The organism is Pantoea sp. Cy-640 (assembly GCF_011752635.1).
GTDB classification, from domain to species: Bacteria; Pseudomonadota; Gammaproteobacteria; order Enterobacterales; family Enterobacteriaceae; genus Pantoea; species Pantoea dispersa.
The window spans coordinates 33,833-50,046 of the sequence record NZ_VWXB01000010.1 but is presented as its reverse complement, the minus strand read 5'-3'; the positions used below and the strand labels follow the sequence as shown (position 1 = coordinate 50,046).

The 16,214-nt window shown below is 59.3% G+C and carries 14 protein-coding genes; 13 read left to right on the top strand and 1 reads right to left on the bottom strand.

Annotation, left to right across the window (positions count from 1 at the left end):
- Positions 1–40: 40 nt before the first annotated feature.
- The 13 genes from F3J36_RS20585 (at position 41) to rpoS (ending at position 13,451) form a co-directional block, all read left to right on the top strand.
- On the top strand, positions 41–361 hold the full coding sequence (locus tag F3J36_RS20585; protein WP_021507351.1) for a DUF3561 family protein: 321 nt from the start codon (positions 41–43) through the stop codon (positions 359–361).
- A gap of 170 nt (positions 362–531) precedes the next feature.
- Positions 532–849, top strand: a complete 318-nt coding sequence (gene ftsB, locus F3J36_RS20580) for a cell division protein FtsB (protein WP_021507350.1) — start codon at positions 532–534, stop codon at positions 847–849.
- Positions 850–852: 3 nt separating this feature from the next.
- Positions 853–1,569, top strand: coding sequence for a 2-C-methyl-D-erythritol 4-phosphate cytidylyltransferase (gene ispD / locus F3J36_RS20575; RefSeq protein ID WP_021507349.1), 717 nt, complete (start codon positions 853–855; stop codon positions 1,567–1,569).
- Positions 1,569–2,051: a 2-C-methyl-D-erythritol 2,4-cyclodiphosphate synthase gene (gene ispF, locus F3J36_RS20570; protein WP_031279680.1), complete on the top strand. Its 483-nt coding sequence runs from the start codon at positions 1,569–1,571 to the stop codon at positions 2,049–2,051. The genes ispD and ispF overlap by 1 nt, the downstream gene beginning before the upstream one ends.
- Positions 2,048–3,091, top strand: a complete 1,044-nt coding sequence (truD, locus tag F3J36_RS20565) for a tRNA pseudouridine(13) synthase TruD (RefSeq protein ID WP_166720469.1) — start codon at positions 2,048–2,050, stop codon at positions 3,089–3,091. Before ispF ends, truD begins: the two co-directional genes overlap by 4 nt.
- Before the next feature lie 15 nt (positions 3,092–3,106).
- Positions 3,107–4,150: a LacI family DNA-binding transcriptional regulator gene (locus tag F3J36_RS20560; protein ID WP_166720468.1), complete on the top strand. Its 1,044-nt coding sequence runs from the start codon at positions 3,107–3,109 to the stop codon at positions 4,148–4,150.
- A gap of 158 nt (positions 4,151–4,308) precedes the next feature.
- Positions 4,309–5,379, top strand: a complete 1,071-nt coding sequence (locus tag F3J36_RS20555; RefSeq protein ID WP_166720467.1) for an SIS domain-containing protein — start codon at positions 4,309–4,311, stop codon at positions 5,377–5,379.
- 30 nt (positions 5,380–5,409) lie between these two features.
- Positions 5,410–6,777 carry a PTS transporter subunit EIIC gene (locus F3J36_RS20550; RefSeq protein ID WP_166720466.1) on the top strand — a complete coding sequence of 456 codons (1,368 nt, stop codon included), beginning with the start codon at positions 5,410–5,412 and terminating at the stop codon, positions 6,775–6,777.
- Positions 6,778–6,856: 79 nt separating this feature from the next.
- Positions 6,857–8,248 carry an OprD family outer membrane porin gene (locus F3J36_RS20545; protein WP_166720465.1) on the top strand — a complete coding sequence of 464 codons (1,392 nt, stop codon included), beginning with the start codon at positions 6,857–6,859 and terminating at the stop codon, positions 8,246–8,248.
- Between the two features lie 11 nt (positions 8,249–8,259).
- Positions 8,260–10,104 carry a glycoside hydrolase family 9 protein gene (locus F3J36_RS20540; RefSeq protein WP_166720464.1) on the top strand — a complete coding sequence of 615 codons (1,845 nt, stop codon included), beginning with the start codon at positions 8,260–8,262 and terminating at the stop codon, positions 10,102–10,104.
- Positions 10,105–10,489: 385 nt separating this feature from the next.
- Positions 10,490–11,116: a protein-L-isoaspartate(D-aspartate) O-methyltransferase gene (locus tag F3J36_RS20535; protein WP_021507341.1), complete on the top strand. Its 627-nt coding sequence runs from the start codon at positions 10,490–10,492 to the stop codon at positions 11,114–11,116.
- A 166-nt stretch (positions 11,117–11,282) separates the two neighbouring features.
- Entirely contained in the window at positions 11,283–12,407 is a 1,125-nt protein-coding gene (gene nlpD / locus F3J36_RS20530; protein WP_058776000.1) for a murein hydrolase activator NlpD, read from the top strand.
- Positions 12,408–12,458: 51 nt separating this feature from the next.
- Entirely contained in the window at positions 12,459–13,451 is a 993-nt protein-coding gene (gene rpoS, locus F3J36_RS20525; RefSeq protein ID WP_021507339.1) for an RNA polymerase sigma factor RpoS, read from the top strand.
- A 93-nt stretch (positions 13,452–13,544) separates the two neighbouring features.
- On the opposite strand, the gene mutS is transcribed toward rpoS, so the two are convergent.
- Positions 13,545–16,088, bottom strand: coding sequence for a DNA mismatch repair protein MutS (mutS, locus tag F3J36_RS20520; protein ID WP_166720522.1), 2,544 nt, complete (start codon positions 16,086–16,088; stop codon positions 13,545–13,547).
- Positions 16,089–16,214 lie beyond the last annotated feature (126 nt).

The following is a 16,214-nucleotide window of genomic DNA, read 5'->3' as shown; positions in this document are numbered from 1 at the left end:
ATCTCACGGTTTGCCGCGCTTTAGCGTCAACAGGATCTCTATGCAGAACGTTACCCCCATGCTGGCACGCAAAGATGAACGCACCCCGGATGAGCCACGCTCATCGCTGCCGGGCGGCGTGATCGGCTTTCTCTCGTACTGGTGTGCGCTGGGCATCCCGTTTCTGCTGTACGGCTCTAACACGCTGTTTTTCTTTCTCTACACCTGGCCTTTTTTCCTCGCGCTGCTGCCGGTTTCGGTGCTGATTGGCATCGTGCTCAGCCTGATGCTGCGTGGCCGGCTGTGGTGGAGCGGCCTGATTACCGCCCTGGTGGTGGTGTGCCTGTTCTGGTTGCTATTCTCCTTTCTCTCCGGCTGGTAATCCGGCGCTGATGTGCAAACGCATCGGCAGGTTACAAAACTTTACCTGCCGTCCGGCGCTTTCTCCGTCATTATTTGTCCAGACAAATCTGCTTGCGCGCCATTTTCGCTGCCGCAGTGGAGTCCGGCGTCAAGTTATGGGATGATTGAGCCGTTTTTCAGGGGGCGGGGATGGGAAAACTGACGTTACTGCTGCTCGTGCTGCTGGGATGGTTGCAATACTCTCTGTGGCTGGGCAAGAACGGTATCCATGATTACACGCGCGTCAGCGAAGACGTGGCGTCACAACAGGCGAATAACGCCAAACTCAAAGCGCGTAACGATCAGCTGTTTGCCGAAATTGACGATCTCAATGGCGGTTCAGAGGCGATTGAGGAACGCGCACGCAGCGAGCTGGGCATGATCAGGCCTGGCGAGACTTTCTATCGTCTGGTGCCAGACCAAAACAAACGTAATGCGCAACAAGCGGCGCAGAATCAACAACGATAAACCATGAATCAGCTCTCTTCCTCTGCGGATGTGATTGCCGTGGTGCCGGCTGCCGGTATCGGCAGCCGCATGCAGGCCGCCTGTCCGAAGCAGTATCTCACCATCGGTCCGTTAACCCTGCTCGAGCACAGCGTGGCGCGCCTGCTGGCGCATCCGGCGGTAAAGCAGGTGGTGGTGCCAGTCAGCCCGGATGACGGCTGGTTCGATAGCCTGCCGCTGGCGCAGGATGCCCGCGTGCTGCGCGTCACCGGCGGCGAAACCCGCGCCGAGTCGGTGCTGGCCGGATTACAGACCATCCGCCATAGCGCCTGGGTGCTGGTGCACGACGCGGCGCGGCCGTGTCTGCATCCTGATGATTTAGCGCGTCTGCTGGCGGTGCGTGAGCACAGCAAAGTCGGCGCGATTCTGGCGGCACCGGTGCGTGACACCATGAAGCGCGCGGAGCCCGGCAAAGGTGCCATTGCGCATACCGTCGAACGCGATGACTTATGGCATGCGCTGACGCCGCAGTTTTTCCCGCATGCGCTGCTGACCGCCTGCCTGACGCGCGCGCTCAATGAAGGCGCGACCATCACCGATGAAGCCTCGGCACTGGAATATTGCGGTTATCATCCTGAGCTGGTCAGCGGACGCAGCGACAATATTAAGGTAACGCGGCCGGAAGATCTGGCGCTGGCGGCCTTCTATCTCACTCAGATTCAGTTAAAGGAGCACGCATGATGCGTATCGGTCACGGTTTTGACGTGCACGCGTTTGGCGGCGAAGGTCCGCTGGTGATTGGCGGGGTGCGTATTCCCTTCGAACAGGGCTTTATTGCGCATTCCGACGGCGATGTGGCGCTGCATGCGCTGACCGACGCGCTGCTGGGCGCGGTGGCAATGGGCGACATCGGCAAACTGTTCCCGGATACCGATCCGGCATTCAAAGGCGCCGACAGCCGCGGTTTGCTGCGCGAAGCCTGGCGCCGCATCCAGCAGAAGGGCTACCGCATCGGCAACGTTGATGTCACCATCATCGCTCAGGCACCGAAAATGCTGCCGCACGTGCCGCAGATGCGCGTCAACATCGCCGAAGATCTCGGTTGCCACATGGATGATGTCAACGTCAAAGCCACCACCACCGAGAAGCTGGGCTTCACCGGTCGCGGTGAAGGCATTGCCTGCGAAGCCGTGGCGCTGCTGGTGAAGGCCGATCGGGCATGAGTGAGCTGCTCTACCTGCACGGCGTGCCCGCTGCCACCGGGGTAATCAAAGCCAGTCCCGAAGATTTCGTGGTAATTGAAGATCTCGGCTATCCCTATGATGGCGAAGGCGAGCAGCTGCTGGTGCGCATCCGTAAAATTGGCTGCAACACGCGTTTTGTCGCTGAGGCGATCGCCAAATTCCTCGGCGTGCATCAGCGCGATCTCAGCTATGCCGGCATGAAAGATCGCCACGCGGTCACCGAGCAAACGCTGTGCTTCCGCGTGCCGGGCACGGCGATGCCCAACCTTGCCGGCTTCCAGCTGGAAGGCGTGGAGATCCTGCAGGTGATTCGCCACAAGCGTAAACTGCGCACCGGCGCGCTGGCGGGCAATGCGTTTCGTCTGGTGGTACGTCAGGTGTCCGACCGCGCGCAGGTGGAGTCGCGGCTGCAGCGGATTCAGCAGCAGGGCGTGCCCAACTATTTTGGCGAACAGCGCTTTGGCCGCGGCGGCAATAACCTGACGCAGGCGCGGTTGTGGGCCGACGAGAAATTCCGTCCACGCGACCGCAGTATGAAAGGCATTCTGCTGTCGGCGGCGCGCAGCCAGCTGTTCAATCAGCTGACCAGCGCGCGTCTGCAGCGTGACGGTGCGCTGGATCGCGTGCAGCCCGGTGATGCGCTACAGCTCAGCGGGCGCGGCAGCTGGTTTGTTGCTCAGACGGAAGAGTTACCTGCGCTGCAGCAGCGTGTGGATAACCACGAGCTGCGCATTACCGCGCCGCTGGCCGGGCGCGGCGAGCTGGGCACTCAGGGCGAAACGCTGGCGTTTGAACAGCAGCAGCTGGCGGGCGCGGCCGATCTGCTGGGCTTGCTGGAGCGTGAACGCGTCGATGCGGCGCGGCGCGCCATGCTGGTGGTGCCGAAAGATCTGCAATGGAACTGGTGGGATGACGTCACGCTCGAGCTGCAGTTCTGGCTGCCGGCCGGCAGTTTTGCCACCAGCGTAGTGCGTGAGCTGCTGAGCAACGGCGCGGCGGCCCCGCTCGGCGACGAATAAGCGAACCCGGCGACGATGAGCAAAAATCTTACCATCAAGGATATTGCCGTACTCGCCGGTGTGTCGATCACCACCGTCTCGCGCGTGCTCAACAAGTATGCGTGGGTGTCGGAAAAAACCCGCACGCGGGTGGAACAGGTGATCGCCGAGCATCAGTTCAGCCCCAACCTGATGGCGCGCGGCATGATATCGCGCCAGAGCTACACCCTCGCGGTGATCGTCTCTGACATCACTAACCCTTACTTCGTCACGCTGGTGGCGCAGATTCAGCAGGCCTGTCTGGCCATCGGTTACAAAATCACCCTGTACGATACCCAGTCGGCCAACCGCAGCCCTCAGCACGACGATGACGAAAGCGCGATTTTTCAGTCGATTATCGATAGCCAGATCGATGGGGTGATCGTGCTCGGCGGCCACAGCGACTATGCGCCGATTCCGGCCGGCTACCTGACGCTGCTGGAATCGCTGATGGACAAAATGGCGGTAGTGGTGGTGGGGCAGCCGCATCCTGCTGGCCGCTGGCCGTGCGTGATGCGCGACCAGCAGCACTGCGTCGGGCTGGCGGTGAATCACCTGCTGGCGCGCGGCCTGCGTGATATCGCGTTTATTGGCGGTTCGCGCAAAGTGTGGGTGACGCGCGAGCGCGTCAGTCATTTCCACGCCACGCTGCAGCAGGCCGGCATTACGCCGCGCGACAGCTGGATCTGCCTGAATAACTTCTATCCTGAACACGGCTATCAGGCGGTTGATACGCTGTGGCAGCAGGCAGAGCAACCGCAGGCGCTGGTGGCGATCAACGATCGCGTGGCGATGGGCGCGATCCGCGCGCTACACGATCGCGGCATTAACGTGCCTGAGCAGGTCGCGGTCATCAGCTGCGAGCGCTTCCCCGGCAGCGAGTATTTTATCCCGCGCCTGACCAGCGTCGATCACCAGAATCCGCAGCTGGGGCAAAACATTATCACCATGATGATGGCGCAGCTGGACGGCAGCTTAAGCCCGCACGCGCGCTGCAGCGCACCGCTAAAGCCGGTATTGATCCCCGGCGAATCCGCCTGATCATCTCCCCTTAAACGTTCTATCTGCTTTCGTTGCGCTTTGTTAGCGCGATCGCAATTTCACGATCCTCACGTTGACTTAATATGCGCCATTAAATAAGTTGGCTCACAACCTGAAAACGTTTTCAGGTTGGCGGAAAAACAGTTTAAGGAGCGGTAATGAAACCCACCATGATGACCTACATCCACCAGCAACCCGAGGTGCTGAGCCATCTGCTGGCGTGCTATCCGCAGGGATTACCGGTGCTGGGCAAGGCAAAAACAGTGCTGATTCTGGCCACCGGCTCCAGCATCAACGCCGCGCTCAGCGCCAAATATTACGTTGAGCAACTGACTGGCGTACGCATCAGCGTGCAGGAGCCGTTCCATTTTCAGCACTACGAGCAGTGGGATCCGGCGACCGATCTGGTGATCGCGATTTCACAAAGCGGCGAGAGCACTTCGACGCTGGCAGCGATCGACGCGCTGAAAAAACAGCACGGCGTGGCAACCTGGGGCATCACCAGCAAAATCACCAGTCCGCTGGCGCAGGCGGTGGATCACGCCGTAGACATCATGAACGGCGAAGAGCGCGTCGGGTATGTCACCAAAGGCTATGTCGCCACGATCCTGACGCTGATGCTGATTGGCGTGCACAGTGCGCGCCACAGCGGTCGCCTCAGCGCAGAGCAGGAGCAGCAGGCGCTGACGCAACTGCAGCACGGCGTCGACGCGATTCCGGGCATCATCGCCCGCACCGAGCGCTTCTGGCAGCGCTGGCAGGACGATCTCACTGCGGCGCCACGCTTTATCTCGATTGGCTTTGGTCCGGCGATTGGCGTGATCAAAGAGATGGAGACCAAATTCAGCGAAACGGTGCGCGTGCCGTCGCAGGGCATTGAACTGGAAGCGTTTATGCATGGCCCCTATTTCGAAATCAATCCGCAGCACCGGCTGTTCTTTATCGATGTCGAGGCGCCGGTGCGCGAACGCCTGCAGCTGCTGCGCCAGTATGAGCAGCGCGTGACGCCGCACGTCTGGAGTCTGTGTCTCGGGGAGAGCGATGATGCGCGCACGCTGGCACTCGGCGTGGAGGTCAGCGAATGGATAGCGCCGCTGCTGATGGTGATTCCGTTCCAGATCCTCGCGCATCACATCGCTGAAGCCAAAGGCAACAATCTGCCGCAGCGCATATTCACTGATTTTGGCGTGGCGATGAAGAGCAAAACCAAACCGGGTGATTACGACTAACGCCGGGCGCGAGCCATAAGGATAACAACAATGAAACTCGATTACGTGAAGCTGGCGCAGGCCATCAGGGAACAGGTCGGCGGCGACGATAATATCAGCCACATTTCACACTGCGCCACGCGGCTGCGGCTGACGATAAACGATCTGTCCAGTGTCGATATGCCGGCCATCAGTAGCCTGCCGGGCGTCATCCGCGTGGTGAACGCGTCCGGACAGCTGCAGATTGTGGTCGGGCCGCAGGTCGAACAGCTGTTTCAGGCGATGCAGCAGGGCGCAGCGCCGGTGGCCGAACCGGTGAAGCCCGGCAAAGACGAGCGCGGCGTTGCGGGCAAAATGCTGGCCACGCTCGGCGCTATCTTCACGCCCTACATTGGCGTACTGGCCGGCATCGGGGTGATCAAAGGCATCATGGTGCTGCTACAGACACAGGGCTGGGTGGCGGACGATGACCTGCTGTTCGCCATGTTCAACGCGCTGGCCAGCGGCGTGTTTGTCTTTCTGCCGCTGTTTATTGCGGTTACCGCGGCGGACCGTTTCGGCGCCAGCCGTTTCACCGCGCTGGCGCTGACGGCGGCGATGGTGTTTCCGCTGACCCAGCCGGATCTGCCGGCGCACTTCGCGCTGTTCGGCCTGAGCATCAGCCTGAAGATTTACGGCGGCGCGGTGATTCCGGCAATTCTGGCGGTGCTGCTGCTGAGCAAGGTTGAGCGCCGACTGAAACAGTGGATCCCCGAGGTGGCAGCGCTGGTGTTTGTCCCGTGCCTGTCGCTGCTGATTTGCGGCTTTGTGGTGTTCACGGTGATTGGCCCGCTGGCGGATTACGTTGGCGTCGGCATCGCCAGCGGCTACAGCTGGCTCTATCAGCTCAGCCCGATGATCTCCGGCGCGCTGCTGGCGGGCATTGGTCAGCTATTTGTGGTGTTTGGTGTGCACTGGGGCATCATCCCGCTGGCGCTGATCAATATTCAGGTGCAGGGCTACGACACCATCATGGCGATGTTTATGTCGGCGGTGATGGGGCAGTTTGGCGCGGTCACCGGCGCGATCTTCATCGCCCGCAGCCTGCGCGACCGGCAGATTGCAATCTCGGCGTCGCTGTCAGCGTTCTTTGGCATCACCGAACCGGCACTGTACGGCGTCAATCTCAAGTACCGCATGCTGTTTATCTTCGGCTGCATCGGCGCGGCGCTCGGCGGTGGCATCACCGGGCTGCTGCAGGTGAAAACCTACAGTTTCCTGCCGGTGCTGAACGTGTTTGAACTTGGCCTGTTCGAAGGTCCTGAGTCAAAGATGATCTATGAAGTGGCGGCAATTGCCGTGGCTTTCCTCACCCCATTCATTCTGACGCTGATTTACGGCCGCTGGACGCTGCGCAGCGTGAATAAAACCGGCGCCTGATGCGCTGATTCGTTAACACCAAAACAGGGAAATCGCATGCGGCTGCTTCGCAGGGCCGCGTGCACCTTAAGGAAAGGTCATGAACACATTCACCAGGAGAAAAAAGGCAGCGCTGCTGCCGCTGGCCACCCTGATGCTGGGCGCGGCACCGCCGGCGCTGGCGGAAGGATTTGTTGAAGACAGCACGCTGGAGGGCACCGTCTATTACTGGCAGCGCCACCGTGAGCGTAAAGATCTCGATCCGCACAGCGCGCACTATCAACACTATCAGACCAACCTGCATCACAGCACGCTGACCGGCGCGCTCGATTATCAGTCCGGCTATCTGGCCGATACCGTGGGCATTGATGTGGCGGCCTTCGCCACCAGGGATCTGTTTGAAGGCAGCCCGGCGCATCCCAACGAGATCAGCTTCAGTCACGGGCCTTCGATGTGGGAAGACCGTGGCGTCGGCGAACGTAACGGGCTGGATCTCTACCGTGCCGCGCTGAAACTCAAAGCCGGCGACTACTGGCTGCGGGCCGGTTATATCCAGCCGAGCGGCCAGACGCTGCTTGGCACCCAGTGGGGATTTCTGCCCGGCACCTACCAGGGCGTGGAAGTCGGGGCGGTCTATGATTATGGCGCTGCCGGCGCGCTGTCGCTGTCGTGGATGGGCGCCAACAAGTACAAAGCACCGTGGTATCGCAAAATGTATGAGTTTCGCGAAATCGACCGGCAAACACGCATTCCTTATCTGCACTCGCTGGGCGCGAAGTATGACTTCAAAAACGGCAACACGCTGGAGCTGGCGTGGGGGGAATCTCCGCATTATCTCGACAAATATTTCGCCAAAGCGGCACGCCAGACCACGCTGTGGGATAACCCGTTCAGCGTCAGCTGGCAGTTCTACGGCTCGCAGGATCGTACCGGCCGCCATGATGTTTACGATGAGTTTGCCTGGCAGCAGGGCCTGACGCTGGCGTACCAGTGGGATCGCTACCAGTTCCGGCTCGAGGGCAGCGCAGTACACGCACCGGGGAAACAGGGTTACTACACCGTGGCGATGACGCCGATCTATCCCAACTCCGCAGGCCGCATCGATATGTGGTGGGATTCGCGCTCTGACTTTAACGCCGACGGCGAAAAAGCGCTGTTTGCAGGCCTGATGATCGATCTCAGCGACATCGTCTGGCCGGGCGTCAGCATAGGTGGCTCGTTTGCCTGGGGCTGGGACGGTAAACCGGCGCGCGGTGGCGACTGGTCGCAGCAGCAGCGTCTGACGGAAACCGCCATCAATGGCGATCTGGTGTGGCAGGTGCAATCCGGCAGGGCCAAAGACACGGTATTTAAGCTGCATCTCACCGCCTACAACAACCATAGCGATAACCCCAGCTGGGGCGGCGGCTATGGCAACGTTTTCCAGGATGAAAAGGACGTCAAATTCATGATGATTGCCCCTTATAGCCTGTTCAATCACTCACGACACTAAGGATGATGACCATGAGGATTCGCTTCTCCGCGCTGACCGCAGCGCTATTACTGGCCGGGCTGGCGCACGCCGAAACCCACGTTTTAATCAATCAGGTGGGCTACGATGTTGCCGCGCCGAAAAACGCCATCGTGCAGCTGACCGGCGACTCGCGTGCTAAACCGCCGGTGAAATTTACCCTGCTGGATAATGAGACCAATAAAGCGGTGCTGAGCGGCACGCTGCAGCCGCAGGGTGATGTGCCGGGCTGGGGCGATCGCACCTTCTATCGTGCCGATTTCTCCGGCTGGCAAACGCCGGGCCGCTACGTGCTGCAAACCACCAGCAGCGACGGCGATGTGCGCTCCGGGCCGTTCATTATTGGTGCCGATCTGCTCGAGCGCTATACATTGTCTGATGTGATTGCCTATTTCAAAAGCCAGCGCGTCACCGGCCTGTTCGATAAGGCGGACCGCAAACTTCCGCTGCCAGCGGGCACCGGCAGCGGCACGGTTGACGTCCATGGCGGCTGGTATGACGCCACCGGCGATTACGGCGTGCACCTGTCGCACCAGAATCTGACCTCTTATTTCAATCCGCAGCAGGCGCCGCTGGTGGCGTGGAGTTTATTGCGCGGTTATCAAAATCTCGGGGCGCGTGATAACCCGAACTTTGACGAGTATCGCCGGCGCATGCTCGACGAAGGGCTGTACGGTGCCGATTTCCTGGTGCGCATGAAGCGGCCGGGTGAATCCTTCTTCCAGGCGATCTCGTCGCCGGGCAAAGAGAAGCTGGCTCAGGACCGGGTGATCGCCAATCCCAACTGGCGCACGCAGATCAAAGAGAAGGAGTCAGATTCCACCATTGTTGAAGAGGAGGCGGTCGGCCCGCTGGCGTGGCAGGCCAGCTTCCGCTCTGGTGCCGGCATGTCAATTGCCGCGCTGGCGCTGGCCAGCACCATGGAGAATGACGGTAACTTCTCGCGGCAGCAGTATCTGCAAACCGCAGAAGATGCCTTTGCCTTCCTGCAGAAAAATAATCTGCGCATGGTGAACGACGGCAAAGAGAACATCGTGGATGATTACACCGCGCTGCTGGCGGCAACCGAACTGTATCGTGCCTCGCAAAAAGCGGTCTATCTGGCTGCGGCGCAGCAGCGCGCGGAGAGCCTGATGGCGCGACTGACGTCGCTGGATAACTGGCATGACTACTGGCGTGCCGACGGCGAAAAACGCCCGTTCTTCCATCCGTCCGATGCCGGTCTGCCGGTGATCGCGCTGCTGGAGTACGCGCGCATCGCGCCGCAGGCGCAGCAGGCGAACATCCGCCAGACGGTAAAACGCTCGCTGGGCTTTGAGCTGGCGGTCACCAAAGAGAGCAATAACCCGTTTGGCTATGCGCGCCAGCTGATTCAGCTGAAAGACGGCGTGAAGCGCACCAGCTTCTTCTTCCCGCACGACAGCGAAGCTGCGCCGTGGTGGCAGGGCGAAAACGCGCGTATCGCCTCGCTGGCCGCCGCCGCCCGTCAGGCGATGCCGCTGTTTGCCGACGATAAAGCCTTTACGCAGCAGCTGCAGAGCTATGCCTGGGATCAGCTCAACTGGATCCTCGGTCATAATCCGTACGACGTCAGCATGCTGACCGGCAGCGGCTATCGTCACATCAGCTATCTGTTCTTCAATTCGTGGAAATACACCACGCTGCCGGGCGGTATCGTCAACGGCATCACCGGCGCGTCGAATCAGGTGGCGGACGGTATCGCCTTTGACGAAGGTTATGCGGTCACACGGAAGGATGACGACTGGCGCTGGGCGGAAGGCTGGCTGCCGCACTCGGCCTGGTATCTGTATGCGGTGAGCTTACCGGATCGTCACTGAGGTGATAAATCAGCCCGGCATTTCGCCGGGCTTTTTACTGGGTGCCATTGCGTTTGACTGCTTATTGTTGCGACAACTGCCGACGGTTGCGTGATTTACGCCTACCACTTCCCGCGCCTCACCGCTAGAATGCAAACATCCTTGTGCCGCCAGCGCAGGACCGCTTGCGCCGCTGAAGGCGCAAAACGGGCGCGGCGGTCGGTGGACCGGTTAATGAAAAAGGTCAGAATCAGATGCGGATACGGCTCAGCAACGATGATGGAATTCAGACTCCCGGCATTGGCGTGTTCCCTGGCGTGAAGACATTACGACAGGTTGATCCTGGCGCCGGCGTGGCGCGGAAGAGGGCAGGCGACGGGCTGTACCAGGCTGAGGTGAATCCGGCATGGTAAACCGGCGCATCGAAACGCTTCTGGCCCAACTGCGCACGCAGGGTATTCACGATGAGCATCTGCTGAAAGCCATCGCTGATGTCCCGCGTGAACGCTTTATTGACGAGGCTTTTGAACATAAAGCCTGGGAGAACGTGGCGCTGCCGATTGGCAATGGCCAGACTATTTCTCAGCCTTATATGGTGGCGCGCATGACGGCGCTGCTGGAGCTGAACCCGACCTCGCGCGTGCTGGAAATTGGCACTGGCTCGGGTTATCAGACCGCCATTCTCGCGCATCTGGTTAACCACGTTTACTCGGTTGAACGCATCAAAGGGCTGCAGTGGCAGGCGAAACGCCGCCTGAAGCAGCTCGATCTGCATAACATTTCCACACGCCACGGCGACGGCTGGCAGGGCTGGGCCGCGCGGGGGCCGTTTGATGCCATTATTGTGACTGCCGCACCGCCAGAAATTCCGACTGCGCTGATAGCGCAACTGGGAGAAGGCGGCAAAATGGTGCTGCCGGTGGGTGAGGACCAGCAGGTACTTAAGCGCCTGCGTCGTCAGGGTGGTGAAATCATTGAAGAAACGATTGAGCCGGTGCGCTTTGTGCCGCTGGTTCAGGGCGATCTGGCATAAAGCCATCTTACGTATTTCTTCACAATCGTTACATGGCATGGCGCAGTTGATATTGTTACTATCCTTGTTAATCAATGCGAAAGCGCGTTTTTGACGGCACAGACAGTGAATCATGCGGTCAACGTCGACACACAGTTTTATCCAGGATTGCCATCACGGGGGATCAATGAGCACGGGAAGCACAGTATTTCAATTACGCCGTCTGGCGGCACTTTCACTGGTCGGTTTTTGGCTGGCAGGCTGTAGCTCTGGCGACAACACACAAGCCCCCATCAGCCAGATTGGCAGTAACAGCGGCGACAGCGGTATGGCTGCTGCTCCCACCACTGGCGGCGGCATGATCGCCGCGCAGAACAGCACCGTGCCGGCGATGCCGCGTGGTGGAATGTTAAGCGGTGGTACACCATCAGCCGCGCCTGCGGGTGGAATGGTTAGTGGCAATAATAATGTGACCACCGAAAATGGTCGTATTGTGTACAATCGCAATTATGGGAATATTCCTAAAGGCAGCTACGGCGGTGAAACCTACACCGTTAAGCGAGGCGATACGCTGTTCTATATTGCCTGGATTACCGGCAATGATTTCCGCGATCTGGCACAGCGCAATAATATCGCGGCGCCCTATAGCCTGAGCGCCGGGCAGACGTTACAGGTGGGTAACGGTAACGGTCAGACCATCACCGGTGGTAACGCGATAACCGCAGCGGATGCCACGCAGGGCGGCGTTCCGGTGGCATCGAATCAGACGCAAATTAAATCCACCCCTGTTGCACAGCAACCTGTTATTACGTATTCTGATGATTCGGGTTCGACAGGCGGGAAAATGCTGCCGTCGAAAGGGGCAAATAATGTGGCAACGACCACAGCTCCGGTTACCGCACCGCCCACAGTTAGCAGCACAACTAATAGCACAACACCAGTGGGAAGCTGGCGTTGGCCGACTGATGGGAAGATCATCGATAACTTCTCCGCTGCGGAAGGCGGAAACAAAGGGATCGATATCGCCGGGTCGCGTGGACAACCTGTCGTCGCCACTGCATCAGGAAGAGTGGTATACGCAGGCAACGCGCTCCGCGGGTACGGTAATTTAATCATCATCAAACACAACGATGATTACCTGAGTGCCTACGCCCACAACGATACCATGCTGGTCCGGGAACAACAGGAAGTTAAGGCGGGGCAAAAAATCGCTACCATGGGTAGCACCGGAACCAGTTCAGTAAGATTGCACTTTGAAATTCGTTACAAGGGGAAATCCGTAAACCCGTTGCGTTATTTACCGCAGCGATAATCCGGCAGAACCTTAGGTGTTCTGCCCTTGGATCACGGGTAGGAGCCGCTTATGAGCCAGAATACGCTGAAAGTTAATGAGTTACACGATGATGCGGAATTCGAGGAGAACGGAGCTGAGGTTTTTGATGAGAAGGCTCTCGTTGAGAACGAACCTGGTGATAATGAAGTAGCTGAAGAAGAGTTGCTGTCACAGGGTGCGACGCAACGCGTTCTGGATGCGACGCAGCTTTACCTCGGCGAGATTGGTTATTCACCACTGTTAACGGCGGAAGAAGAGGTGTTCTTCGCCCGTCGCGCATTACGCGGTGACATTCCTTCTCGTCGTCGCATGATCGAAAGTAACTTACGCCTGGTGGTAAAGATTGCCCGTCGTTATAGCAATCGTGGTCTGGCGCTGCTGGACCTGATTGAAGAGGGTAATCTCGGCCTGATTCGCGCCGTAGAGAAGTTTGACCCGGAACGCGGGTTCCGCTTCTCAACTTATGCCACCTGGTGGATTCGTCAGACCATTGAACGGGCTATCATGAACCAAACCCGTACTATTCGTCTGCCGATTCACATTGTTAAAGAACTGAACGTTTACCTGCGTACCGCGCGTGAACTGTCGCACAAGCTGGACCATGAGCCGAGTGCGGAAGAGATCGCCGAGCAGCTGGACAAGCCAGTTGATGACGTAAGCCGTATGTTGCGTCTCAACGAGCGCATTACGTCGGTTGATACGCCGTTAGGCGGTGATTCCGAGAAAGCGCTGCTGGATATCCTGGCCGATGAGAAAGACAACGGTCCGGAAGACACCACGCAGGACGATGATATGAAACAGAGCATCGTTAAGTGGTTGTTTGAACTCAATGCCAAGCAGCGTGAAGTGCTGGCACGTCGTTTCGGCCTGTTAGGCTATGAAGCGGCAACGCTGGAAGATGTGGGCCGCGAAATCGGTTTAACCCGTGAGCGTGTCCGTCAGATTCAGGTAGAAGGTCTGCGTCGTCTGCGCGAAATTCTGCAGACGCAGGGTCTGAATATCGAAGCACTGTTCCGCGAATAAGCCGTAGCTGGCAATAAAAACGGTGACCATAAGGTCACCGTTTTTTTATGCCTGACATTCAGGCCGGCACGCCGTGCACGCGCCGGTGGCAGGTTACATCAGGGTTTTCAGACGGTAAATCCACTCCAGCGCCTGTTTGGGCGTCAGGCTGTCCGGATCGAGCGCTTCCAGCGCCTCCACTGCCGGCGAGGTTTCAGCCACCAGCAGCGGCAGCTGTGAGCCTTCCACCGTTGAGCCGGCAGAACTGCCCGACAGCGCTTCCAGCTCTTTTAGCTTGTGGCGCGCACGCTTAATCACCTCTTTCGGCACACCGGCCAGCGCCGCCACGGCCAGGCCGTAGCTCTTGCTCGCGGCACCATCCTGCACGCTGTGCATAAAGGCGATGGTGTCACCGTGTTCCACCGCATCAAGATGCACATTCACCACGCCTTCCATTTTCTCCGGCAGGGTCGTGAGCTCGAAGTAGTGGGTAGCAAATAGCGTCATGGCTTTGATGCGATTCGCCAGGCTTTCGGCACAGGCCCAGGCGAGCGACAGGCCATCATAAGTGGACGTACCGCGGCCGATTTCGTCCATCAGCACCAGGCTGTTTTCGGTGGCGTTATGCAGAATGTTGGCGGTCTCGGTCATCTCGACCATAAAGGTAGAGCGCCCGGAGGCGAGATCGTCGGCGGCACCGACACGGGTAAAGATGCGATCGATGGGGCCGATCACCGTCTCTTCCGCTGGCACATAGCTGCCGATCCAGGCCATCAGTGCAATCAGGGCCGTCTGCCGCATATAAGTACTCTTACCGCCCATGTTGGGTCCGGTAATGATCAGCATGCGACGCTGCATCGAGAGCGACAGTGGGTTGGCAATGAACGGCTCTTTCAGCACCTGTTCCACCACCGGGTGGCGACCGGCGGTGATGCGAATCCCGGCTTTCTCCTGCAGCACCGGGCGGAAGTAGTTGAGCGTCCAGGCGCGCTCGGCCAGGTTGGCCAGTACGTCCAGTTCTGCCAGCGCCGCGGCGCTCTGCTGCAGCGCTTCGAGGTGTGGCAGCAGACGATCAAACAGCTCATCATACAGGCTCTTTTCCAGCGCCAGCGCTTTGCCTTTCGACGTGAGGACCTTGTCTTCGTACTCTTTTAGTTCGGGAATGATATAGCGCTCGGCATTTTTCAGCGTCTGGCGGCGGACGTAATGGATAGGCACCAGATGGCTCTGTCCGCGGCTGACCTGAATGTAATAGCCGTGCACAGCGTTGAAGCCAACCTTCAGCGTATCCAGCCCCAGTTTTTCGCGCTCGCGAATCTCCAGGCGGTCAAGGTAGTCGCTGGCGCCGTCGGCCAGCGCGCGCCACTCATCCAGCTCGGCGTTATAGCCGGGCGCGATAACACCACCGTCGCGCACCAGCACTGGCGGCGATTCAATAATGGCGCTTTCCAGCAGTTCGCGCAGTTCGCTGAAATCCCCCATCCGATCGCGCAGCACATTGAGATGGGGCGCGGCCACGCCCGCTAACTGGGTATTAAGTTCTGGAAATTGCTGGAAGGCATGACGCATGCGCGCCAGATCGCGCGGACGCGCGGTGCGCAGCGCCAGACGTGCCAGAATACGCTCCAGATCGCCCACCTGGCGCAGCACCGGTTGCAGTTCTTCGCTCAGCGACTGCAGTTCGGCAATTGATTCCTGGCGGCGCGTGATGGTGGCCACGTCGCGCAGCGGCATATGCAGCCAGCGCTTCAGCATGCGGCTGCCCATCGGCGTGACGGTTTTATCCAGCACCGCCGCGAGCGTATTTTCGCTGCCGCCCGCCAGATTCTGGGTGATTTCCAGATTGCGCCGGGTAGCCGCATCCATGATGACGCTGTCCTGCTGGCGCTCCATACTCAGCGAGCGGATATGCGGCAGTGAGGTGCGCTGCGTATCTTTGACATACTGCAGCAGACAGCCCGCCGCCCGCAGCGCCAGATGCGCCTGCTCGACGCCAAAGCCGCTGAGATCGCGCGTGCCAAACTGCAGGTTTAACTGCTGACGCGCGGTGTCGATTTCGAATTCCCACAGCGGACGCCGCCGCAGCCCGCGGCGCTGATCGATCAGCGTCATGGCCTGCAAATCCTCCGGATAGAGCAACTCTGCCGGATTGGTGCGCTGCAGTTCGGCCGCCATGGTCTCGACATCGCCCGGTTCGCTGAGGCGGAAACGCCCGGAGCTGATATCCAGCGTGGCGTAGCCAAAACCGCGCTGGCTCTGGAAGATGGCTGCCAGCAGGTTATCCTGGCGCTCCTGCAGTAACGCTTCATCACTGATGGTGCCGGGCGTTACAATGCGCACCACTTTACGCTCAACCGGCCCTTTGCTAAGTGCCGGATCGCCAATCTGCTCGCAGATCGCCACCGATTCGCCCAGCTGCACCAGCTTCGCCAGATAGCCCTCCACGGCATGATAGGGCACGCCGGCCATCGGGATCGGTTCACCGGCGGACGCACCGCGTTTGGTCAGCGAGATCTCCAGCAGCTGCGAGGCGCGTCTGGCATCGTCGTAGAACAGCTCATAGAAATCGCCCATGCGATAAAACAGCAGGATGTCAGGATGATCGGCCTTCAGGCGCAGGTATTGCTGCATCATGGGGGTGTGGCCACTGAAGTCCATTTGCTCTGCTCCTTTCATCTCATTCTCACTCAGGATTCACTCTTTTGATTTCCGCTGGCTGGACAGGGGCAGCCGGGGATAGATGGTTATCACACTGGCGGATAACGAAAGGGCAGATGTTAGCAT

What these genes read in the sequence shown, in the direction of transcription:
- F3J36_RS20585 (WP_021507351.1), top strand. Translation starts at nt 41, where the DNA reads ATGCAGAACGTTACCCCCATGCTGGCACGCAAAGATGAACGCACCCCG.
- ftsB (WP_021507350.1), top strand. Translation starts at nt 532, where the DNA reads ATGGGAAAACTGACGTTACTGCTGCTCGTGCTGCTGGGATGGTTGCAA.
- ispD (WP_021507349.1), top strand. Translation starts at nt 853, where the DNA reads ATGAATCAGCTCTCTTCCTCTGCGGATGTGATTGCCGTGGTGCCGGCT.
- ispF (WP_031279680.1), top strand. Translation starts at nt 1,569, where the DNA reads ATGCGTATCGGTCACGGTTTTGACGTGCACGCGTTTGGCGGCGAAGGT.
- truD (WP_166720469.1), top strand. Translation starts at nt 2,048, where the DNA reads ATGAGTGAGCTGCTCTACCTGCACGGCGTGCCCGCTGCCACCGGGGTA.
- F3J36_RS20560 (WP_166720468.1), top strand. Translation starts at nt 3,107, where the DNA reads ATGAGCAAAAATCTTACCATCAAGGATATTGCCGTACTCGCCGGTGTG.
- F3J36_RS20555 (WP_166720467.1), top strand. Translation starts at nt 4,309, where the DNA reads ATGAAACCCACCATGATGACCTACATCCACCAGCAACCCGAGGTGCTG.
- F3J36_RS20550 (WP_166720466.1), top strand. Translation starts at nt 5,410, where the DNA reads ATGAAACTCGATTACGTGAAGCTGGCGCAGGCCATCAGGGAACAGGTC.
- F3J36_RS20545 (WP_166720465.1), top strand. Translation starts at nt 6,857, where the DNA reads ATGAACACATTCACCAGGAGAAAAAAGGCAGCGCTGCTGCCGCTGGCC.
- F3J36_RS20540 (WP_166720464.1), top strand. Translation starts at nt 8,260, where the DNA reads ATGAGGATTCGCTTCTCCGCGCTGACCGCAGCGCTATTACTGGCCGGG.
- F3J36_RS20535 (WP_021507341.1), top strand. Translation starts at nt 10,490, where the DNA reads ATGGTAAACCGGCGCATCGAAACGCTTCTGGCCCAACTGCGCACGCAG.
- nlpD (WP_058776000.1), top strand. Translation starts at nt 11,283, where the DNA reads ATGAGCACGGGAAGCACAGTATTTCAATTACGCCGTCTGGCGGCACTT.
- rpoS (WP_021507339.1), top strand. Translation starts at nt 12,459, where the DNA reads ATGAGCCAGAATACGCTGAAAGTTAATGAGTTACACGATGATGCGGAA.
- mutS (WP_166720522.1), bottom strand. Translation starts at nt 16,088, where the DNA reads ATGGACTTCAGTGGCCACACCCCCATGATGCAGCAATACCTGCGCCTG.